The organism is Micromonospora sp. NPDC093243, assembly GCF_044753725.1.
Classification (GTDB): Bacteria; Actinomycetota; Actinomycetes; order Mycobacteriales; family Micromonosporaceae; genus Micromonospora.
Map to the genome: position 1 here is coordinate 603636 of NZ_JBIVNT010000003.1, position 20621 is coordinate 624256.

The window sequence follows — 20621 nt, forward strand, 5'->3', positions numbered from 1 at the left end:
GTGGGGTCAGGAGTTGATGATCGCGTTGAAGAGCACGATGCCGAGGACCGCGCCGACCACGCTGGCTGCGGCGGCGTACCAGCCGAGCGGCTTGTCGCCGAGCACCGCGCCGACGATGCCGAGGACCAGGCCAACCAGGCCGAAGAGCACCGGGACGATGAAGATCGCCAGGACGGCGAAGACGAAGGCCAGGATCGTGCAGACGCGGGCGGCGCTGCTGCGGGGCCGAGCGGTGGTGGGAATGTCAGTCATGACGTCCTCCAGGTGAGAGCCTTGTCGGTCGCGGCCCTGACTACCCATTCCGGCCGTCCGATACGCATCCGGGTCGATACCGGCCCTGCGGCCGAGCGGTTGCCGGTCGTCGGCCGGCTCAGTGGAAGATCTTCAGGCCGGCCACGCCGGCGATGACCAGCAGCAGGCAGACGATCCGCGGCAGGCTGGTCGACTCGTGCAGCGCGACCATGCCCACCACGGCGGTGCCGACCGCGCCGATGCCGACCCAGACCGCGTAGCCGGTGCCGACCGGGATGTCGCGCAGCGCGTACGACAGGCCGGCCATGCTCAGCACCAGCGTCACCGCGAAGACCGCCGACGGCACGGGGCGGCTGAACCCGGCGCTGCGGTCCAGGGCGATCGCCCACGCGGTCTCGAGCAGTCCGGAGATCACCAGCACGATCCAGGCCATCGCGTCACCTCTGCGGGGAGCGCCCGGACCACCGGGGCCGGGACGAGTCGGGTCTGTACGTCAGTCGGGGCGTCTTCACCTGACCGGGTACGCCCACCGCTCGTCCGGGGTGGCCGACCGGGCCACCTCAGCCGACGGTAGCACCGGGCGTGGCCGCCGCCGGGCCGGACCGGGGCGGACCCCTCCCGACACGCCGGGGCGGAGTGAACCAAGCCACCGCGCGTTGACCTGAAGCTGACTTCAGCTTGCAGGATTGCGGTCATGACCGTGCTCTTCACCGACTCCGACGTGTCCGCCGCGCTGGACGCCGCCACCACGGTCGACGCCATGCGCGCCGCCGTGCTGGCCGCGTACGAGGGCCGGCTGGTCGCCCCGCCGCGCGCCTCGGCCTCGCTGGGTGGGGGCCGGATGGTGCTGACCGCCGGGCACCTCACCGGCGAGTGGTACGGCTACCGCTCGTACGACACCTTCGGCCACCCGGAGTCCGAGCAGGTGGTGGTGCTGCACGACGGGCGCACCGGCGCGGTGCGGGCGGTGGCGGTCGGCGAGGAGCTGGGCTCGCGGCGCACCGGCGGCCTGGGCGGCGTGGCGGTGGACGCGTTGGCCCGACCCGACGCGGCGACGCTCGGCGTGATCGGCTCCGGCCGGCAGGCCTGGACGCAGGTGTGGGCAGCCGCCGCGGTGCGCCCACTGCGCGAGGTGACCGTGCACAGCCGCTCGGCCGCCCGCCGGGAGGCGTTCGCCGCCCGGGTCCGCGCCGAGCTGGACGTGCCGGCCCGGGCGGTCGACTCGGCCCAGGCGGCGGTCCGCGACCGCGACGTGGTGGTGCTCGCCACCACCAGCGAGGCGCCGGTGCTCGACGCCGCCCACCTCGCCCCGGGCACCCACGTCAACGCGGTCGGCTTCAAGCAGCGCGACCGCGCCGAGTTCGGGCTCGACCTGCTGGACAGCGCCGCTCTCCTGGTCACCGACTCGCCGGCCCAGGCGGCCGCGTACCACCCGCCGATGCTCGCCGCGCTGCCCGCGTACGCCGGACGGCTGCACGACCTGGGCGCGGTGCTCGCCGGGGCGGTCCCCGGCCGGACCGACGCGGACCAGATCTCGCTCTTCTGCTCCACCGGCCTGGCCGGCACCGAGGTCTTCCTGCTCGACCGGCTGGCCCGCGTGGGCGCCGCGACGGGCTGATCGGTAGCGCCTCGGCAGCCCACGTGCGTGGGACCCCCTGATCGGCCCGGTACCCTCGGAGGGTGTCTGCCTTCTCCCCTTCCGACAACTCCAGCTCGGCGCGTCTGGCGCCGCGTGGCGAGCTGTCGTCCGCCGCGGGCCGCCGCGTCGCCCTGCTGACATTGGGCTGTGCCCGCAACGAGGTCGACTCGGAGGAGCTGGCCGCGCGGCTGCACGCCGACGGTTGGCAGGTCACCACCGACGGCGAGGGGGCCGACGTGGTGGTCGTCAACACCTGCGGCTTCGTGGAGAAGGCCAAGCAGGACTCGATCCAGACCCTGCTGGCCGCCGCCGGGACCGGCGCCAAGGTGGTCGCCGCCGGCTGCATGGCCGAGCGGTACGGCCGGGAGCTGGCCGACAGCCTCCCCGAGGCGCAGGCGGTGCTCAGCTTCGACGACTACCCGGAGATCGCCGCCCGGCTGGACGCGGTGGTGGCCGGCGAGACGGTGACCGCGCACACCCCGCGCGACCGCCGCGAGCTGCTGCCGCTCACCCCGGTGAAGCGTCGCGAGGCGGCGGTGTCGCTGCCCGGGCACGGCACGCTGGCCCGGACGGCCGTGGAGACCGACGAGCACACCCCGGCGCACCTGCGCCAGGTGCTGCGCCGCCGGCTGGACACCGGCCCGGTCGCCTCGCTCAAGCTGGCCAGCGGCTGCGACCGCCGCTGCGCGTTCTGCGCCATCCCCGCCTTCCGCGGCGCGTTCGTCTCGCGTACGCCGGACGAGCTGCTCGCCGAGGCGGAGTGGCTGGCCAAGACCGGGGTCCGGGAGCTGGTGCTGGTCAGCGAGAACTCGACGTCGTACGGCAAGGACCTGGGTGACCCGCGGGCGCTGGAGAAGCTGCTTCCGCAGCTCGCCGGGGTCGACGGCATCGTGCGGGTGCGGGTGAGCTACCTCCAGCCGGCCGAGACCCGGCCCGGCCTGGTCGAGGCGATCGCCACCACGCCGGGTGTGGCGCCCTACTTCGACCTGTCTTTCCAGCACTCCAGCGAGCCGGTGCTGCGCCGGATGCGTCGGTTCGGCTCCACCGACCGCTTCCTGGAGCTGCTGGCCGGCGCCCGGTCGCTCGCCCCCGAGGCGGGGGCGCGGAGCAACTTCATCGTCGGCTTCCCCGGCGAGACCCGCGCCGACGTCAGCGAGCTGGTCCGGTTCCTCACCGAGGCGCGGCTCGACGCGATCGGCATGTTCGACTACAGCGACGAGGACGGCACCGAGGCCGCCGGGCTGCCCGGCAAGGTCTCCGCCGCCACGATCAAGCGTCGCTACGACCGGCTCAGCGCGCTCGCCGACGAGCTCTGCTCCCAGCGGGCCGAGGAGCGGCTCGGGTCGACCGTCGAGGTCCTGGTCGACTCGGTCGACGACGGTGTCGTCGAGGGGCGGGCGGCGCACCAGGCCCCCGAGGTGGACGGCTCCACCACGCTGGTCGCCCCGGAGGGCGGCGGCGTCGATCTTTCCGCGCTGCGCCCCGGCGACCTGGTCCGGGCGACGGTGACCGGTACCGAAGGCGTGGATCTGCTCGCCGTACCGGATGAGATGATCTCGGCGGCGCCCGGCGCGGCACGGTGACGGCGGGGCCGGACGAGGCGGGGAGGCCACGTGGTGGGGTGCCGGGAACGCCACGGCGGAGGGCGGCGGTGACCGGGGCGACCGAGTCGACGCCCGCCCGGGTGGTCCGCGCGGTCCCGCTGCTCAACGCGGCCAACGCGCTGACCGCGCTGCGCCTGCTGCTGGTGCCGGTCTTCGCGGCCACCGTGGTCGCCTCTCAGATGACGCACGCCGGCTGGCAGATGGCGGCCTGTCTGATCTTCGCGATCGCCTCGGCGACCGACCTGGTCGACGGTTGGATCGCCCGCCGCTTCGGGCTGGTCACCTCGGTCGGCAAGGTGGCCGACCCGATCGCCGACAAGGCGCTCACCGGCGCCGCCCTGGTGCTGCTCAGCTGGTACGACCGGCTGCCCTGGTGGGTGACGGCGGTCATCCTGGTCCGCGAACTCGGCATCACCGCGCTGCGGTTCTGGGTGATCCGGCACGGCGTGATCGCGGCCAGCCGCGGCGGCAAGATCAAGACTGCGCTCCAGATCCTCGCCATCGCCTGGTACTTCTGGCCGATGCCCGACGCCCTCGCACCGGTCGGCCCGTGGATCATGGCTGCGGCCGTCCTGGTGACGGTGGTCACCGGCTTCGACTACATCGCCCAGGCCGTCCGCCTGCGCCGCCCGCGCCCCTGACCCGCCTCCGGCGCTCCGTCACGTCGACTCTGGCGTTGGACGTGCGAGAAAGCCTGGTTCACCTCATGATCGACCGAACTGGGGCAGGATGGCTGGTCGGGAGCCGGTCGGGTTGATCGGACGCCGGACGGGGAAGGACGGGGGCATGGAGAGCGACGCCAACGGCGAGCGGCCGGTCGGCAGCCCGGCGGCCGGAGTGGTGCACAGCCTGGCCGAACGGCACGAGACGCTGGCCACCGTCGAGTCGCTCACGGGCGGGCTGCTCGCCGCCGCCATCGTGGAGATCGCCGGGGTCAGCGGGGTCTACCGGGGCGGCCTGGTGGTCTACGCGACCGAGCTGAAGGCGGAGTTGGCCGGGGTGCCGACCGGGCTGCTGGTTGAGCGTGGCCCGGTCGACCCGGACGTGGCGGTGGCGCTGGCCGAGGGAGGCCGGCGGCGCTGCGGTGCCGACTGGGGGGTGGCCACCACCGGCGTGGCCGGTCCGGAGCCCCAGGACGGCAAGCCGGTCGGGCTGGTCTACACGGCGGTGGCCGGGCCGCACGGCACCGTCGTCCGGCAGCTCGACCTCGACGGCGGTCGGGACCACATCCGCTCCGCCGCCGTGATCGAGGCGCTGCGGCTGCTGGCCGAGCGGATCCGTGAGGCGGACGTGGCTGACGCCGAGGCGGCCGAGGCCGACCCGGCGGCCGTCGGCCACTGAAGCGGCGCCGCGCGGATCTGACGGGCGGGGCGGGATGTCGGCGGGCCCGGCAACGGGTACGGTTGCGGGAAGGCTCCGACGGTCGGGGCCGGCGCGGTCCGCCGCGTCCGGTCGGGCGGTCGCCCGGAGCGAGTTCAGCCCTCAGGGGGAGGTGCGATGGTCCTGCTACGCCGGGTGATCGGTGACGCACTGCGGGCGCGCCGGCAGGGGCAGCAGCGCACCCTGCGGGAGGTCTCCTCCGCCGCCAACGTCAGCCTCGGCTATCTCTCCGAGATCGAGCGCGGCCAGAAGGAGCCGTCCAGCGAGCTGCTGGCCGCGATCTGTGACGCGCTCGGCGCGCGCCTCTCCGAGCTGCTGCGTGAGGTCAGCGACACCGTCGCGCTCGCCGAGCAGATGCCCAACGTGCTGGTTCCGGTGCACGACGAGCCGGCCGAGCCCGCCAAGGTGCCGGCGGGTGCGGTGGCCAGGTCCGCCGGCCGGGGCGTCCGCCAGGTCAGCGCCGACGGCAAGGTCGCCGTCTCGGTCCGCCAGGACTCGCCGCTCAAGGCCACCCTGCGCAGCACCCGGGTCCGCTCCGCGAAGCGCGACCGCGACGTGGTCTGCGCCGCCTGATTCCCGCCCGCCCGCACGCCATGGCCGGCATCGCCCGGTCCGCGTAGGCTTGATCGCGGAGGGTGTCGGCCCGTCGGCTCGCCCGGTACGGGTGCCGGTCTGGCGCTCGGCTGGGACGATGGAGTGACTGCCGCGCCAGGGCGGGGTCGTCCCACCCGGCACCGTCGAGGCGGAGCGACGTTACTGAGGGGACCGCGGAGATGGCCAACCCGTTCGTCAAGGGGTGGAAGTACCTGATGGCGCTCTTCGGCGCCCGGATCGACGAGCACGCGGACCCGAAGGTTCAGATCCAGCAGGCCATCGAGGAGTCGCAGCGCCAGCACCAGGCGCTCGTCCAGCAGGCCGCCGCGGTGATCGGCAACCAGCGCCAGTTGGAGATGAAGCTCTCCCGGCAGATGTCCGAGGTCGAACGCCTCCAGGCCAACGCCCGGCAGGCACTGGTCCTGTCCGACCAGGCCCGGGCCCGGGGCGACGAGGCCGAGGCGGGGCGCTACGAGCAGTCCGCGCAGACCCTGGCCACCCAGCTGGTCACCGCCGAGCAAGCCACCGAGGACCTGAAGACCCTGCACGACCAGGCGCTGGGCGCGGCAGCCCAGGCCCGCCGGGCGGTCGAAAACAACTCGATGATCCTCCAGCAGCGCCTCGCCGAGCGCACCAAGCTGCTCAGCCAGCTGGAGCAGGCCAAGATGCAGGAGAGCGTGGCCCGCTCGCTGGAGTCGATGTCGGCGCTCACCGCCCCCGGCACCACTCCCTCGCTGGACGAGGTGCGGGACCGGATCGAGCGCCGCTACGCCACCGCGATGGGCCGCGCCGAGCTGGCCGGCAACTCGGCCGAGGGCCGGATGCTCGAGATCCAGAAGGCGACGCTCGACTCGGCCGGCTCGGCCCGGCTGGAGCAGATCCGGTCGAGCATGGCCGGCGAGCAGCTCGGCGCGCAGCAGCGGCCGGCCGCGGAGCAGCCGACGCCGGCCGGGCCGGCCACCGATCCGGCCGCCGCAGCCCGGCTCGACGAGCTCCGGGCCAGCATGGCCCGCGAGCGGGGCACCGGGGACACCACCGCCGCCGGCTGAGCGGCCGGTCCGAGGAGGTCAGGGTGGCAGACGAGCGTACGCGGCACTTCCGGCGGCTGAGCCGGCTGCGCCGCTCCGCCCGACGGTGGAGCGTGCTGGCCGGCGGGCTCGGCGGCGCGGCTGTCGTGCTGACCCCGTACGCCGGGCTCGGTCTGCCCGACGCGGCCTGGATGGGTGCCGCGGGCAGCGCGGTGGCTCTCGCCGCCTGGCGCTGGATCGACCTGCGGGCGCTGGCCGCCCAGCCGGCGCCGCCGGCGCTCGACCCGGCGGAGGCCGCCGCCCGCTCCCGGGCCCGGCTGGTCGCCGCCGTCGAGCGCCTTCCGATCGGCCCCGGCGTGCTGTCCGAGGTACGCCGGGTCCGTGCCCGGGTGGCGCTGCGTGGCACCGGCGCGGCCGCGTCGTGGGCCCGACTGGACCGGGCGGCGCTCACCCTCGCCGGGATGGCGAACCGGCTGACCGGAATCGCCGAACCGGCCGCACTGGAGGCCGCCGCCGCCGACCGCTCGCTGCGGGACCTCGCCCACCGGGTGGCGAGCGTGGAGCGGGCGCTGCGGCTCGCCCCGGTCGACGCCCGGCCGCCGCTGGCCGACGCGCACCGGGTGCTCACCGAGCAGCTGGAGAGCGGCGTCGCCGCGTACGAGCGGCTGGTGGTGGCCGCCGCCGGCTACGTCGCCGAGGACGCCCGTCCCGACGGCCCGCACCCGGCCGCGTCCCGGCTGACCGAGGCGACCGACCTGCTGCACGGCGTGGCGTCGGCGCTGGCCGAGCTGCGCGCGGTCGGCGACCCACTGCGCGCTCCCACCCGCTGACCGTCCGTTCCGGGTCACGGCGGCGTGGTGATCGCGACCGGGGCGGTGAACGGTGAGCTGCCGACCACGTTGAACGCCCGGATCCGGTAGTGGTACGTCACACCGCGGGCCAGCCCCGTGTTGGTGAAGCCGCGCCCGCTCACCGTGAAGGTGGCCACCTCCTGGCCGAACGCCGGGTCCAGCGCCCGCTGCACGATGAACCCCGAGCCCGGCCCGGCGGCGGCGCCGGGCGCCCAGCCCAGGATCACCGTCGCGGTGTCCGGGCCCGGCGTGGCGGCGGTGCCGCTCACCGAGGTCGGCGTGGCCGGCGCCGGTGGCGTGGTCACCGCGGCCACCGTCGACCAGGGTGAGGCCGCGCCGAGGTAGGTGGTCCGCACCCGGTAGTAGTACGTGGTGTCCGGGGCCACGGCGGCGTCCAGGTGGTTGTCGCCGACACCGATCGCGGTGGTGCCCGGGCCGCTGGTGAAGGTCGGGTTGGTGGCCCGCTGCACGTCGATGCCGGTGGCGAAGGAGCGGTTCGCCCAGCGCACGGAGATCCGCAGCGGTGCGGCCGGCGGTACCGCCGCGGTCACCCCGGCCGGGGCGGTGAGCTGCACCGACGCCGGCACGCTGTTCGACCAGGACGAGCAGCTGACCGCGTTCTCGGCCCGGATCCGGTAGTGGTAGGTGACGCCGGGGGTGACCGTGGCGTCGGTGTACCGGGTCGCGGTGGCGGCCACGGTGATCGTGGTGAGCCCGTCGGTGAAGGTGGCGTCGGTGGCCCGCTGCAGCAGGTGGCTGGTGGCCGGGGGGCGACCGCCGTTGCCGGTCCAGGCCAGCGCGATCGCCGGCAGCGCGGTGGCCGAGCCGGGGGCGGGGGTGGCGGTCAGCCCGGTGGGTGCCCGGGGCGAGACCCGCAGCACGAGCGGCCGGCTCATCCCCAGGTCACGGTGCCCGGCGAGCTGGGTGTGCCAGCGGTACTCCCAGCCGAGATTGACCAGTTGGTTGACCACCAGCGCGGGCCGGCCGTCGACCGGGCTGACCGGAGTCGAGCCGGTCCTGGCGCCGGCCGGACGGGACGGGTCGAGCAGTCGGACACTGTCGCCGATCTTGAACGGCAGGACCGGGGCGACCGGGCGCAGCGCCACGATCACGTCCTCCCGGGGGTTGACCCGGACGACCTCCTTCCAGCCCAGCTCACCGCCGTCGGGCGGGCGGATCGTGCCGTCCCAGCCGACCCGGTTGACCACCTGCAGGTCGCAACCGTCCAGGCGGATCGGCTCGGTCTGCCGGCTGTTTCCCACGATCCGCCAGAGCTGGGTGCCGTCGGCCGGGGCGCCGACCGGCACCGCCGGGTCGGCGGCGAAGAGGATCTCGGTGGCCGGGTCGGTGGTGCCGAGGGGCAGGGTGGCGGGGGAGAGCGGGCCGGCGTGCGGGTGGGCGACGCCGAGCCGACCGGCGAGCCGGCCGTGGCCGGCCTCGAAGATCTGCTGCACGGCCTTGACGGCGATCGGCACGGTGACCGGGGCGGCGCCGCCGGGCGGGGTGAAGGCGACCGTGGTGGCGTGCACCGGCACCACCGTCGCCGTCGTCGTCCGGGTGCCGATCGCCGCGTCGTAGGCCGGCTGCGGCACGATCGGCGGGCGCTGGCTGGCCGCGTACGCGCGGGGCAGCCGCTCCCGGAGCCGGGCCAGGTCGTACGGCTGCGCCGGGGCGCCGTTCACCCGGAACTGCAGCAGGGTGCGGGTGTTCGGGCCGTAGCCGGGGCGGGTGGCGGGTGCGCCGCCCTCGGCGGTCCGGTCCGGCGCGTCGGTGTGGTGGTCGTAGCGCGGGTCGAAGCCGGGCAGCGGGGCGGGGCAGTCGTTGTAGAGGATCAGGGTGCCGCCCGGGGGCACGGCGGAGAAGTCCACCACGACGTCGGCCCGCTCGCCGGGGGCGAGCAGCAGGGCGTGCCCGTCGACGTTGAGCACGGTGGGGTCGCGCCGGTCGTACCGGTAGCCGACCGGCCGGTTCGGGATCACCACCGGGGCGGGCAGCAGCCCACCGTCGTTGCCCACCTGGATCAGCTCCGGCCCGGCCGCGTCCGGGTCCGGCACTCCGCCGTCGCGCCCGTCGACGGGCCACTGTGCGGGCCGGCCGGGGGCCCGCACCGCCGGCACCATCGGCACCTCCCCGGCGTCGGCGTCGAGCAGGTTGCCCTCGTCGTCCCACATCGGCGCGTCCGAGCGGGCCCGGTAGAGCTGGAGGTTGAGGCTGCGGTCCAGGCAGGCGTTGAGGATCCGGAACCGGTACGTCCGGGGCTGCACCTCCAGGTAGGGGTAGGCGACCCCGTTGACCAGCGGGGTGTCACCGAACGCCTCGGGCACCGCGCTGGGATGCGGCACGCCCGGCGTCAGCGGTGGCTCCTCGGCGGCGGCCACCGGGTCGTGGTGCGGGTTCGACACCGGCCCGGGGTGTCCCGTCCCGGTCCCGTTCGGGTCGGTGGCCGCGCGCGGGTGGCCGTCGAGGTCGGGGCCGCCGTCCGTCGCGGTACGCGACCACGGCCCGTAGTCCCAGCGGCCGGTCGGGTTGATCCCGCCGCCGCGGTAGGGGTTCTGCCGGGGCTGGTAGACGTGCGGGTGCCACAGGCTGCCCCGGGAACCCCAGCGGTCCCGGTCCCAGGTCGGATCCTCGCCGGCGAGCTGAGTGTCGTCCGGCACGAAGGTCTTGTCCTGGATCACCAGCGGCAGCTCGTCCTCGGGGAGCACGCCGTCGGCGACGAGCTGCTCCTCAGCCGGGTCGGTGAGCAGGTAGAGCGCGAGCTGTCCGGAGTAGACGGTCAGCCGCGCGAGACCGACGGTGTTGTCGTGGAACCACATCAGCCGGCCGCTCTGCTCGTTCGGGTAGTAGAGCGTGGTGGCGCCGGCCCCGGGCGGCGGCATGTCCGGGACGTGGGTCAGCCCGGTGCCGTTCGGGTACGGGGTGATCTCGCCGGCCGGGGTGACCCACTGCCACGGGTTGCCCGCGCTGATCCAGCCGGTCTGCGCGCCGGCCAGGTGCAGCACCGCCCGGTTCTGCGGGTACGGCGCCGGGCCGTCCAGCGGCCCGATGCCGGCCCCCTCGACGCTCTCGTCGACCGGCAGGAAGAGCTCGCCGGCCCGGCCGGTGGGGAGCTGGTTGATGAACTTGATCCGGACCGGCCGGCCCCGGCGGGCCCGGATCAGCGGGCCGAGGAACCACGGCCGGCCGGGCGGCACGACGGTGTTGTGCCCGGCCGGGTCGGTGCCGAGGTTGAGCTGCCGGTAGCCGCGCAGCCGGGTGGCCGGCAGGTCCCGGTGCAGCCGCTGGGCGTACTGCTGCAGCCCGATCTCGTAGTAGTCGCAGCCCGGGTAGCTGATGGTGTCGGGCACCGCCACGGGCAGGTACCCGCCCAGCTCGGTGCGGCCGAGCGGCCCCGGGCGCGGCAGCGCGTCGACGAACTTGCGCAGCCCGGTGCCGGCCAGCACCCGGTCGTCGGCGTCGCGGACCGGCCGCGGGCTGTAAGCGAAGTTCGGCACCGGGCCGAAGCACCGCGGCACGGCGGCGGGATCCAGGCTCGCCGGTGCCGGGGCGGCAGCGTCCTCGGCGGTCCGGGCGGCCGGTACGGCTGCCGCCGCCCGGTCGGCCTCGACGGTGTGGCCGTTGGCGCCGCGCGCCGCGCGGTCGGTCCAGGTGGCCCGGAGTCTGCGAAACATCGCCATGGCTCTCCCCGGGGTCGGGGCGCGACCGTTGCCACCCCGGCGTGGCGACCCGGTCGGGCCGGCTCTGCTGACGATCGGTGAGCGTCCAAACGCAGCATGCGACGCCGACGGCCGGTTAGGAATTACCCAATCGTCCGTTTCTGGGCGGCGGGTGGGGTGGGCCCGGGCAGTCAGCCGGCCGGCAGTTCCGGCTGGCACCTCGGGCACCAGTAGGTGACCCGTTCACCCAGCTCCTGCTTGCGGATCGCGGTGCCGCAGCGGCGGCACGGCTGGGCGCGTCGGCCGTACACGTAGCTGGTCTGCCCCCGGTGCAGCGAGCCGGTGGTGCTCTGCGTCCAGCGCCCCCGGTTCGCCGCGAGCAGCTTCTGGGCGAGGGCCGCCAGGCCGGGCAGGTCGGGTACCGCGCGCACCGGCGTCCACGGCGAGAGGCCGCGCAGGAAGAGCAGCTCGCACTTGTAGAGGTTGCCGACGCCGGCCAGGTTGCGCTGGTCGAGCAGCGCCTCGCCGATGGTGGCGTCCGGGTCGGCGGCCAGTCGACGGGCCGCCTCGGCCGCATCCCAGTCCGGGCCGAGCAGGTCCGGGCCGAGGTGGCCGACCAGGCTCTCCTCCGCCGCGGTGGGCAGCAGCGCCAGCTCGTGCAGGTGATAGCCGACCGCCACCGCCCCGGGGCTGCGCAGCACCACCCGGATCAGGTGCGCCGGCCGGGCGGACCAGCGTTCCCCAGGGGCGTACGCCCGCCAGGCACCGTCCATCCGCAGGTGCGAGTGCAGCGTCCAGTGCCGGTCCGGCACCGGCTCGCCGGTGCCGGCTTCGGCCGGGGCGGCGTCGGTGGTCGGGGCGGCGGCGGTCGGGGCGGCGGGGGTCGGGGTGGCGGTGGTCGGGGCGGTGAGCCGGAGCAGCAGGTGCTTGCCGCGGCTGGCCGACTCACGCACGGTCCAGCCGGTCAGGTCCGTGGTGGCCAGCTGCGGCACCCGGAAGTCGCTCGCGGTCAGCGTCGCACCGGCCAGCGCGCGGTGCAGGACGCGGGCGGTGTTCCAGACGGTGTCGCCTTCGGGCATCCTCCCATCCTCTCTCGTCCGAGCTGCATTCGCATGTATCGCTATTTGTACCGTACTTCCGCTTGATCTCCCGATAAGGGGACTATCAGGGAGTTCTGAGGAGAATGCACATGAAAGTAGCTCGTTGCCGTGTCCGTCCCGCCGTCCTCGCCGCCACCCTCTCCCTCGCCCTGACCGTCGCGCTGGTGCCCGCCGCCGGCCCGGTACCGGCCGCGCCGACCCACGGCAACGCCCTCACCCTCGCTCCCGCCGCACCGACCGCGGAACGGTGGAGCCTCGATCTCTCGGTCGTCGACGGCGACGACGTCAACATCCGGCGTACCCCGGCCGGGCTCCAGCTGCGCGACGCCCGCCCGAGCGCGGCCCGGGCCGCCCGCAGCCCGCACAGCGCGGCGGCCGAGGGGACTCTCCTCACCGCGCCGCGCACCCTGTCCCGGCCGGTCACCCAGATCCGGGCCGAGGTGACCGCGCGGACCGCCCCGGGCGCCACGGTGGAGGCCCAGGTGCGCGGCTGGCGCGCGAGCGGCTGGACCGAGTGGCGCAGCGCCGCCGCCGGCGCGGTCTTCGACCGGCCGGTCACCCGGGCGCAGACCCGGGTGGTGCTCACCGCCCGCGACGCCCGGGCCGCCGCCACGGTCACCGGGGTCCAGCTCACCGCGGACTCGCGGGCCGCGGTCTCCGCCACCATCCCCGCGCGCACCTACCGGGTGTACGCGACCCGGATCGGGCTCGTCGGCGAGACCACCGCCAACGGGCGGATCGTCCAACCGCGGGACCACTTCGTCGCGCTGCCGTCCCGGCGCGGGCTCGCGCCGCAGAACAGCGGCGACTACACCGTCCGGGTCTGCACCACCACCGGCAGCCGCTGCGAGTACGCCCCGGTCTGGGACGTCGGGCCGTGGAACACCCGGGACGACTACTGGAACCCGAGCTGGGTTCGGGAGAACTGGAAGGACCTGCCGCAGGGCCGGCCCGAGGCGCAGGCCGCCTACCAGTCCGGTTACAACGGTGGGCGGGACCAGTTCGGCCGTACCGTGCTCAACCCGGCGGGCATCGACCTGGCCGACGGCACCTTCTGGGACGGGCTGCAACTCACCACGAACGCCTGGGTCGACGTGGCCTACCTGTGGACCGGTGGCGGGTCGCGTGGCGTGGTCGGCGACGGGCCACTCAACATCCGTAGCGGTGCGGGCACCGGCTACGCGGTCCGGGGACTGGCCGCCCGCTACGCCAACGTGCCGATCGAGTGCTACGTGACCGGCCAGTCGGTCAGCGGGCCGTACCGCACCACCACCCGGTGGAACCGCCTGGCCGGCGGGCAGTACGTCAGCCACGCGTACATCTCGGCCGTCTACGGCGCGACCGTGGCGCGCTGCTGACCCGGGCTCGACCGCCCGGGGCCCGGCGCCCCGGGCGGGTCGGGGGTCAGGGGCGCTCGTCCGGGCGGGCCGGGCGGACCATGTCCTGGTAGCGCGGGTGGCTGGCGCCGTAGACGGCGAAGTTGAGTCGGGCGTGGGTCAGGCTCAGGTCGCCGTTGGGGCCGCCGCGAACCACGTCGGCGTCGGTGTCGGACTGGCCGTCATCCGTCCAGAAGCAGACCGGGCAGGTGCCACCACCGGTCCGGGAGGCGCAGCAGGGACAGGCAACGGGAACCCAGTGCTCACCCACCGGGGCAGCATTCCACAGTTGAGAATCAGTCGCCCACCCGCACTCGACCGTGGATGGTCAGCAGATCACCGGGCGTCACGCCGAGCAGCTCCACCGCTCGACCGCGGTTGACCGCCACGGCCACCCGGCCCGCCGAATCGGGGTGCACCAGCAGGGCGCCCGGAGGCGCGTCGCCGAACGTCCGGCCGCGTACCGCCGGCCAGCCGGGACCGGAGTCCACGGCCGCTCCGGGTGCCGGCGCGGTGACCCGGACCGCCGGCGGCAGCCCGTCCAGCACCTCCGCCGCGGCGGCGAGCTGGACGTTGCCGAAGGTGTCCACGGTCAGCACCTCGGCGGTGAAGCCGCCGGGATGCGCGGTCACCACCGGCGCCGGCAGCCGGACCAGCTCCGTCGGGTCGAGCGCGGGACCGGCCTCGGCCAGCGGCGCGCCGAGCGCGAGCCGCGCCGCGACCGGCGCGAAGACGTCCCGACCGTGGAAGGTGCCGGACACCCGGGGCGCCAGCCAGGCCGGGTCGGTCAGCTCGACCGCGGCGCTCACCCCGCCCAGCGCGTCGGCGGCGTCGAGCAGCAGCCCGTTGTCCGGCCCGACCAGGAACCCGCCCGGGCTGGCCAGGGCGATCCCGCGCCGTGCCGTGCCGACGCCCGGATCGACCACCGCCACGTGCACCCCGACCGGCAGGTACGGCACGGTCTGGGCGAGCACCGTCGCGCCGCGCCGCACGTCGGCGGGTGGCACCAGGTGGGTCACGTCGATCACGCGGACGGCCGGCGCGATCCGGGCGATCACGCCGTGGCAGGCGGCCACGAAGCCGTCGGTGAGGCCGTAGTCGGTGGTCAGCGAGATCCAGGGTGCGGCGGGCATGCCGGCAGGCTAACGCCCGCGGCCCGGCCCGCGCGGGTGTGCCTCGGAGGAGGTCAGGGTGCGGTGCGCAGCTCCAGGATCAGCTCGTCGTGCAGCGGGATGCCGTCCTCGCCGGTCAGCGGGATCTCCGGCTTGAGCCGTCGGGCCCGATCCACCGCGCCGGGGTCCACCCCGACCAGTCGCAGGCCGCGCCGCTGGTAGAAGCGCAGCGCCCGGAGGTTGTCGTTGGAGGTGATCAGCCAGAGCCGGGCCAGCCCCGCCGACCGGGCGGTCTGCGCCGCCGCGGCCAGCAGCGCGGTGCCGACGCCACCACCGGGCAAGCCGGCCACCAGACTCACCACCTCGAGTCCGTCGCCGTCGCGGTGGTGAGCGAGGGCGCCGAGCACCGCGCCGGCGGCGTCCACCGCCACCAACGTCGGCAGCGTACGCAGGTCGTAGCGGGTGTCGTGGGCGATGACGTACGGGCCGCCCCACTCCCGCTCGTGCAGCGCGTCCACCGCGGCCCGCTCGCCCGGCCGCGCCGCCCGTACCGTGATCCCGTCCACGTCACCCTCCCTCGCCGGCACCGGATGGTAGCCGGGGGGCGACCGGGCGGCGCGGGTCTGTCGAGCTGGCGGATATGGGACACGGCGACTGGCCGACCGGCCACTGCCGCCGCCCGGGCCGGTTCGGCAGACTGCCCTGGTGACACATCGGAGCCTGCCCGCCGTCGCGGTACTCGTGGTCGCCGCTGCCCTCACCGCCGGCTGCGGTGGTGCCGACGGCGACCGGCCCGCAGCCGCCCCGCCAGCGGCCAGCCCTTCCGCCGCGGCCAGCCCGTCCCCGGCGGTGTCGCCGACCGCCGCCGACTCGCCCCCGGCGGTTCCCCGGGCCGGGGACGCCCCGGCCGTGCAACCGCCCACCGAGCGTCGCCCGGCCAGCCCGCCACCGGTGGTGCTGCCCCGCCGCCCGGCCGGGTCGCCGGGGGCCAAGCAGGTGATCGACGCGTTCCGGGCCGCCGGCCTGAAGGTGCCCAACCCCCGCGACCGTTCCGTCGACTGTGGACCTGACGGGCTCGGCCTGGGCTGCTCCGAGCTGATCGCCACCGACGCGGTCACGGTCTACGTCTTCCCCGACGAGACCAGCGCCGGCGATCTCGCCGCGACCTGGGGCGGCCAGTCGTACCGCCGGGGTCCGGTGGTGCTCAACTATCTGGAGGCCCGGACGCCGGCCGCCGACCGCCCCCGCTACGAGCGGGTGCTCGCCGGCCTGTAGCGACCCGATCGGCTGGTCAGCCGCGCAGGCGCAGGCCGCGGGGGGTGGCCCGGAAACCGGCGGCGGTCAACGCGTCGCGCAGCGGTGAGGCGTGCACCGCCTCGCCGTCGGCGCGCTCGACCGAGATGGCGCCCAGCGCACCGGAGTGGACCGCGTCGGCGAGCGCCTTGGCGGCCGCGGCGAGCGCCTCGGCGTCGGCGGTGAAGGAGAGCAGCGTGCGGCCGCCCCGCTCCACGTAGAGCGCCAGGTCGCCGCCGACCAGCGCGACCAGGGCGCCCGCCTTGCGGCCGGCCCGGTGCCCGCTGGCCGGCGCGTCGCCGTCGCCCGAGTCGACCGCGCGCTCCGGCCAGGGCAGGGCGGCGCCGTAGGGATTGGCCGGATCGGTGGCGGCGAGCACCAGGGGTGCCCCGCCGCGCCCCCGGGCGCCGTCGGCCGGCTCGGCCAGGGCCCGGATCCGGTCGACCGCGCCGGGCACGGCGAACTGCGCCGCGCCCAGCCCCTCGACGAAGTAGCCCCGGCGGGCCGCGCCGCGCTCCTCGAGCGCGGAGAGCACCGGGTAGACCGCCGCGAAGCCGCCGACCACCTGCTCGGCCACGACCGCGCCCCGGGTGACCACGCCGTGCCGTTCGAGCAGCACGTCGGCCAGGGCGGCAGCCCGTCGGGTCGGGTCGGTGTCGCGTTCGGGCAGCCGTGACCAGCGCCCGGCCACCGTGGGCGGGCCGCTGCGGGTGGGCAGCGCCACCCGGCCGGGCCGGCGGTAGCGGGTCCGCGGCGCGGACGGCCGGGACCGGTGCGCCCCACCGGCGCCGAGCACCGCCCGCAGCGGGGCGAGGGTGTCGTTGGTGAGGTGCCCGGCCCAGACCAGGTCCCAGACGACGGCGGTGAGCGCGGCGTCGTCGGTGGAGTTGACCCGATCGGCGAGTGAGCGGAAGAAGAGCGCCTGACCGTCGGCGAGGGCGTCGAGCACCGCCTCGTGCAGCGGGGTGAGGGCCAGTGCCTCGTCCGCTGGCGGGAGCAGCAGCGGCGCGGCGTCGGCGTAGGCGAGGGTGACCCAGCCGTCCCCACCGGCGATCGCACCGGAGCCGGCCCAGAGCACCTCGCCGCTGGCGCAGAGCTCGTCGAGCTGGGCGGGGGAGTAGTCGGCGACCCGCCCGGGCAGCACCAGGCGCTCCAGCGCCGAGGCCGGCACCGCCGCGCCCTGCAACTGCTCGACAGCCGCGGCCAGCGCCTCCACCCCACGGGCGGACGAGCCGACCTGCTGCCAGCGGGGCAGGAAGGAGGCCAGCGCCCGGGGTGGCACCGGCTCGATCTCGCGGCGCAGCGCGGCCAGCGAACGGCGGCGCAACAGCCGCAGCACCTCGGCGTCGCACCACTGGCTGCCGGCGGTGTCCGGGGTGAACTCGCCGGAGACCACCCGGCCGGTGGCGGCGAGCCGGCGCAGCGCCTGCTCCACCACGAAGACGCCGAGCCCGAACCGGGCCGCGCAGCTGGCCGCGGCGAACGGGCCGTGCGTGCGGGCGTAGCGGGCGACGAGGTCACCGAGCGGGTCGGCGACCGGCGCGAGATAGGCCTCGGCCACCCCGACCGGCAGCGCCACGCCGAGCGCGTCGCGCAGCCGGGCTGCGTCCTCCACGCCGACCCAGCGCTCCTCGCCGGCGATGCGGACCCGCAGCACCCGCCGGGCCGCCTCGAGCTCGGTGAGCCACTCGACCGGCGCCCCGCGCTCGGCCAGCTCGACCGTGCTGAGGTCGCCGAGCACCCGGAGCAGCTCGACGACGTCCTCCGCGTCGCGCGGGCGGCGCTGCTCGGTCAGCCAGCGCAGCTGCCGCTCGGTCTCGACGAGCACCGCCGGGTCGAGCAGCTCGCGCAGGTCGACCCGGCCGAGCAGCTCACCGAGCAGGGCGGAATCCAGCGCCAGCGCGGCGGCTCGCCGCTCGGCGAGGGGGGCGTCGCCCTCGTAGAGGAAGGCCCCGACGTAGCCGAAGAGCAGCGAGCGGGCGAACGGTGAGGGCTGGCTGGTCTCCACCTCGACCAGCCGGACCTTGCGGGCGGCCAGGTCACCCATCAGCTCGGCCAGCGCCGGCTGGTCGAAGACGTCCTGGAGGCACTCCCGGGCGGCCTCCAGGGTGACCGGGAAGTCGGCGTATTCCCGGGCGACGTCGAGCAGCTGGGCGGCGCGCTGGCGCTGCTGCCAGAGCGGCTGCCGGCGGCGCGGGTCGCGGCGGGGCAGCAGCAGGGACCGCGCCGCGCACTCGCGGAACCGCGAGGCGAAGAGCGCGGACGTGCCGACAGACTCCTCGACCAGCTGGGCGATCTCGTCGGGCTCGAAGGCGACCACGTCGGCGCCCGGCGGCTCCTCGGCGGTGTCGGGCAGGCGCACCACGATGCCGTCGTCGGAGGGCATCACCTGCGCGTCCACCCCGTAGCGTTCGGCCAGCCGACGCCCGATGGCGAGCGCCCAGGGCCCGTTGACCTTGGCACCCAGGACGCTGTGCACCGCGAGCCGCCAGTCGCCCAGCTCGTCGCGGAACCGCTCGACCACGATCGTCCGGTCGTCGGGCAGCGAGCGGGTGGCCCCCCGCTGCTCGCGCAGGTAGGCCATCAGGTTTCCGGCCGCCCAGTCGTCGAGCCCACCGGCGCGCAGGGCGGTGATCGCCGCCTCGTCGCTCTGCCGCAGCAGCGCGCGGATCCGGGCGCCGATGGCGCGGCCCAGCTCGACCGGCCGGCCCAGCGAGTCGCCCTTCCAGAAGGGCATGCGGGCCGCCTGCCCCGGGGCGGGGGAGACGAGCACCCGGTCGGGAGTGATCTCCTCGATCCGCCAGGAGGAGGAGCCGAGCAGGAAGACGTCGCCGACCCGCGACTCGTAGACCATCTCCTCGTCGAGCTCACCGACCCGGGCGGCACGCTCGGCGCCGGCCAGGAAGACGCCGAAGAGGCCTCGGTCGGGGATGGTGCCGCCGCTGGTCACCGCGAGCCGCTGCGCGCCGGGACGACCGGTGAGCAGGTCGGCGGCCCGGTCCCAGACCAGCCGGGGACGCAGCTCGGCGAAGGCGGTCGACGGGTAGCGGCCGGAGAGCATGTCGAGCACGGCGTGCAGCGCGGAGTCGGGCAGCTCGGCGAAGGGCGCGGCGCGGCGCACCAGCACGGCCAGGTCGCCGACCCGCCACGGCTCCAGCGCGACCATCGCGACCACCTGCTGGGCCAGCACGTCGAGCGGATTGCGCGGAAAGTGCAGCTCCTCGATCGCGCCGTCGCTCATCCGCTCGGCGACCACGGCGCAGGAGAGCAGGTCACCGCGGTGCTTGGGGAAGACCACCCCGCGGGAGACCGCGCCGACCTGGTGGCCGGCCCGGCCGACGCGTTGCAGCCCGGCGGCGACGCTGGGCGGCGCCTCGATCTGTACGACCAGGTCGACCGCGCCCATGTCGATGCCCAGCTCCAGGCTGGAGGTGGCGACGACCGCCGGCAGCTGCCCCGACTTGAGCGCCTCTTCGATGTGCTTGCGCTCCTCGCGGGAGACGCTCCCGTGGTGGGCCCGGGCGATCACCGGCGCCGCGCCGCTGGCCGCCCCGGACTGGGCCATCACCTCGGCCGGCGGCCGGGCCCCGCCCGCGGGCGGAGCGTCACCGACCTCCTCGGCGGCCAGCTCGTTGAGCCGGGCGCAGAGCCGCTCGGCGCTGCGCCGGGAGTTGGTGAAGACGATGGTGGAGCGGTGCGCCCGGATCAGGGCGAAGACCCGCTCCTCCACCGCCGGCCAGATCGACGCGCGGCGGGGCCCCGGCCCGCCCAGGTCGTCCTCCGGCGGCTGCTCCTGCTCGTCGAGGCGGGTCATGTCCTCGACCGGGACCTGGACGGCGACCTCGATGGTCTTCGCGCTGGGCGGCTGCACCACGTCGACCGGCCGCGCGCCGCCGAGGAACTGGGCGCAGCCGTCGATCGGCCGGACCGTCGCGGAGAGGCCGATCCGCTGGGCCGGGGCGGGCAGCAGCTCGTCGAGACGCTCCAGGGACAGGGCGAGGTGGGCGCCGCGCTTGCTCCCGGCGACCGCGTGCACCTCGTCGACGATGACCGTCTCGACGCCGCGCAGCGAGTCGCGCGCGGCGGAAGTGAGCAGCAGGAAGAGCGACTCAGGCGTGGTGATGAGGATGTCCGGCGGGGTGCGGGCGAAGGCCCGACGCTCGTCGGCGGGGGTGTCGCCGGTGCGCATTCCGACGGTGATCTCGGGTGGGGCGACGCCGAGTCGGGTGGCGGCCTGGCGGATGCCGGCGAGCGGGGCGCGCAGGTTGCGCTCGACGTCGACCGCGAGCGCCTTGAGCGGGCTGACGTAGAGCACCCGGCAGCGGTGCCGGGCCTCGGCCGGGGCGGGCTCGCGGGCCAGCCGGTCCAGCGACCAGAGGAACGCGGCGAGCGTCTTGCCGGAGCCGGTGGGCGCCACCACCAGCGCGCTGTGCCCGGCGGAGACCGAGCGCCAGGCGCCGGCCTGGGCGGCGGTGGGGGCGGCGAAGGCAGCGCGGAACCACTCCCGGGTCGCCGGGCCGAACCCGGCCAGCACGTCGGTGCCCACCGCGTCGGGGCCGCCAGTCACATCCGCCACCTCTCCATCCTGCCGCGCCGGTGTGACAACCCGGCCGGCTGGAGCGCTGTTTGTGTCCGGCAACAGCGCTTACGAGGCGGATATGACGCTTGATGCGTTAAGTCTCACTTAACTGCTTGCTTGTGATGCACAACATAAAGTAACTTCACTCAGGACAAGA

Annotated in this window: 17 protein-coding genes and 1 riboswitch; of the genes, 9 read left to right on the forward strand and 8 right to left on the reverse strand. The window is 75.6% G+C overall.

Features of this window, described 5'->3' with window-relative positions; translation table 11 throughout:
• Positions 1–6: 6 nt before the first annotated feature.
• Both ACIP9D_RS12415 and ACIP9D_RS12420 read right to left on the reverse strand, forming a co-directional pair.
• Positions 7–252, reverse strand: a complete 246-nt coding sequence (locus ACIP9D_RS12415; RefSeq protein ID WP_350869833.1) for a hypothetical protein — start codon at positions 250–252, stop codon at positions 7–9.
• A 118-nt stretch (positions 253–370) separates the two neighbouring features.
• Positions 371–685 (reverse strand): SMR family transporter, encoded by a 315-nt coding sequence (locus tag ACIP9D_RS12420; protein ID WP_350869835.1) that lies wholly within the window; start codon positions 683–685, stop codon positions 371–373.
• A 63-nt stretch (positions 686–748) separates the two neighbouring features.
• A riboswitch (guanidine-III (ykkC-III) riboswitch) is annotated at positions 749–815 on the reverse strand.
• A gap of 131 nt (positions 816–946) precedes the next feature.
• On the opposite strand from ACIP9D_RS12420, the gene ACIP9D_RS12425 reads away from it, so the two are divergent.
• From ACIP9D_RS12425 to ACIP9D_RS12455, 7 genes are all read left to right on the forward strand, one after another.
• Complete coding sequence (locus tag ACIP9D_RS12425; protein WP_350869838.1) at positions 947–1870, forward strand: ornithine cyclodeaminase family protein; 924 nt, start codon at positions 947–949, stop codon at positions 1868–1870.
• A 104-nt stretch (positions 1871–1974) separates the two neighbouring features.
• The gene (gene rimO / locus ACIP9D_RS12430; protein WP_350869979.1) at positions 1975–3474 is read left to right on the forward strand and encodes a 30S ribosomal protein S12 methylthiotransferase RimO; all 1500 of its coding nucleotides are present in this window, start codon (positions 1975–1977) and stop codon (positions 3472–3474) included.
• A 68-nt stretch (positions 3475–3542) separates the two neighbouring features.
• Positions 3543–4136: a CDP-diacylglycerol--glycerol-3-phosphate 3-phosphatidyltransferase gene (pgsA, locus tag ACIP9D_RS12435; protein ID WP_350869840.1), complete on the forward strand. Its 594-nt coding sequence runs from the start codon at positions 3543–3545 to the stop codon at positions 4134–4136.
• Between the two features lie 145 nt (positions 4137–4281).
• On the forward strand, positions 4282–4836 hold the full coding sequence (locus ACIP9D_RS12440; RefSeq protein ID WP_350869841.1) for a CinA family protein: 555 nt from the start codon (positions 4282–4284) through the stop codon (positions 4834–4836).
• Positions 4837–4992: 156 nt separating this feature from the next.
• Positions 4993–5448: a helix-turn-helix transcriptional regulator gene (locus ACIP9D_RS12445; RefSeq protein WP_350869843.1), complete on the forward strand. Its 456-nt coding sequence runs from the start codon at positions 4993–4995 to the stop codon at positions 5446–5448.
• Between the two features lie 200 nt (positions 5449–5648).
• Complete coding sequence (locus tag ACIP9D_RS12450) at positions 5649–6518, forward strand: PspA/IM30 family protein (RefSeq protein ID WP_350869844.1); 870 nt, start codon at positions 5649–5651, stop codon at positions 6516–6518.
• 23 nt (positions 6519–6541) lie between these two features.
• Positions 6542–7327 carry a hypothetical protein gene (locus tag ACIP9D_RS12455; RefSeq protein WP_350869846.1) on the forward strand — a complete coding sequence of 262 codons (786 nt, stop codon included), beginning with the start codon at positions 6542–6544 and terminating at the stop codon, positions 7325–7327.
• 14 nt (positions 7328–7341) lie between these two features.
• Here ACIP9D_RS12455 and ACIP9D_RS12460 read toward each other — a convergent pair whose 3' ends face one another.
• Together ACIP9D_RS12460 and ACIP9D_RS12465 are read right to left on the reverse strand one after the other, a co-directional pair.
• A complete protein-coding gene (locus ACIP9D_RS12460; RefSeq protein WP_350869848.1) occupies positions 7342–11025 on the reverse strand; it encodes a hypothetical protein in 3684 nt (1227 codons plus the stop codon).
• A gap of 170 nt (positions 11026–11195) precedes the next feature.
• Complete coding sequence (locus ACIP9D_RS12465; protein ID WP_350869850.1) at positions 11196–12083, reverse strand: zinc finger domain-containing protein; 888 nt, start codon at positions 12081–12083, stop codon at positions 11196–11198.
• A 110-nt stretch (positions 12084–12193) separates the two neighbouring features.
• On the opposite strand from ACIP9D_RS12465, the gene ACIP9D_RS12470 reads away from it, so the two are divergent.
• Positions 12194–13462 (forward strand): hypothetical protein, encoded by a 1269-nt coding sequence (locus ACIP9D_RS12470; RefSeq protein WP_350869852.1) that lies wholly within the window; start codon positions 12194–12196, stop codon positions 13460–13462.
• Positions 13463–13508: 46 nt separating this feature from the next.
• Here ACIP9D_RS12470 and ACIP9D_RS12475 read toward each other — a convergent pair whose 3' ends face one another.
• From ACIP9D_RS12475 to ACIP9D_RS12485, 3 genes are read right to left on the reverse strand one after another with little or no spacing between them, the layout of a single operon-like run.
• Positions 13509–13751: a CPCC family cysteine-rich protein gene (locus ACIP9D_RS12475; RefSeq protein WP_350869854.1), complete on the reverse strand. Its 243-nt coding sequence runs from the start codon at positions 13749–13751 to the stop codon at positions 13509–13511.
• 25 nt (positions 13752–13776) lie between these two features.
• Positions 13777–14613 carry an SAM-dependent chlorinase/fluorinase gene (locus ACIP9D_RS12480; protein ID WP_350869856.1) on the reverse strand — a complete coding sequence of 279 codons (837 nt, stop codon included), beginning with the start codon at positions 14611–14613 and terminating at the stop codon, positions 13777–13779.
• A 53-nt stretch (positions 14614–14666) separates the two neighbouring features.
• A complete protein-coding gene (locus ACIP9D_RS12485) occupies positions 14667–15158 on the reverse strand; it encodes a GNAT family N-acetyltransferase (protein ID WP_350869858.1) in 492 nt (163 codons plus the stop codon).
• A gap of 139 nt (positions 15159–15297) precedes the next feature.
• On the opposite strand from ACIP9D_RS12485, the gene ACIP9D_RS12490 reads away from it, so the two are divergent.
• Complete coding sequence (locus ACIP9D_RS12490) at positions 15298–15867, forward strand: hypothetical protein (protein ID WP_350869860.1); 570 nt, start codon at positions 15298–15300, stop codon at positions 15865–15867.
• Between the two features lie 16 nt (positions 15868–15883).
• On the opposite strand, the gene ACIP9D_RS12495 is transcribed toward ACIP9D_RS12490, so the two are convergent.
• A complete protein-coding gene (locus ACIP9D_RS12495) occupies positions 15884–20452 on the reverse strand; it encodes an ATP-dependent helicase (protein WP_350869982.1) in 4569 nt (1522 codons plus the stop codon).
• Positions 20453–20621: the final 169 nt, after the last annotated feature.

What these genes read in the sequence shown, in the direction of transcription:
- ACIP9D_RS12415 (WP_350869833.1), bottom strand. Translation starts at nt 252, where the DNA reads ATGACTGACATTCCCACCACCGCTCGGCCCCGCAGCAGCGCCGCCCGC.
- ACIP9D_RS12420 (WP_350869835.1), bottom strand. Translation starts at nt 685, where the DNA reads ATGGCCTGGATCGTGCTGGTGATCTCCGGACTGCTCGAGACCGCGTGG.
- ACIP9D_RS12425 (WP_350869838.1), top strand. Translation starts at nt 947, where the DNA reads ATGACCGTGCTCTTCACCGACTCCGACGTGTCCGCCGCGCTGGACGCC.
- ACIP9D_RS12440 (WP_350869841.1), top strand. Translation starts at nt 4,282, where the DNA reads ATGGAGAGCGACGCCAACGGCGAGCGGCCGGTCGGCAGCCCGGCGGCC.
- ACIP9D_RS12445 (WP_350869843.1), top strand. Translation starts at nt 4,993, where the DNA reads ATGGTCCTGCTACGCCGGGTGATCGGTGACGCACTGCGGGCGCGCCGG.
- ACIP9D_RS12450 (WP_350869844.1), top strand. Translation starts at nt 5,649, where the DNA reads ATGGCCAACCCGTTCGTCAAGGGGTGGAAGTACCTGATGGCGCTCTTC.
- ACIP9D_RS12460 (WP_350869848.1), bottom strand. Translation starts at nt 11,025, where the DNA reads ATGGCGATGTTTCGCAGACTCCGGGCCACCTGGACCGACCGCGCGGCG.
- ACIP9D_RS12465 (WP_350869850.1), bottom strand. Translation starts at nt 12,083, where the DNA reads ATGCCCGAAGGCGACACCGTCTGGAACACCGCCCGCGTCCTGCACCGC.
- ACIP9D_RS12470 (WP_350869852.1), top strand. Translation starts at nt 12,194, where the DNA reads ATGAAAGTAGCTCGTTGCCGTGTCCGTCCCGCCGTCCTCGCCGCCACC.
- ACIP9D_RS12480 (WP_350869856.1), bottom strand. Translation starts at nt 14,613, where the DNA reads ATGCCCGCCGCACCCTGGATCTCGCTGACCACCGACTACGGCCTCACC.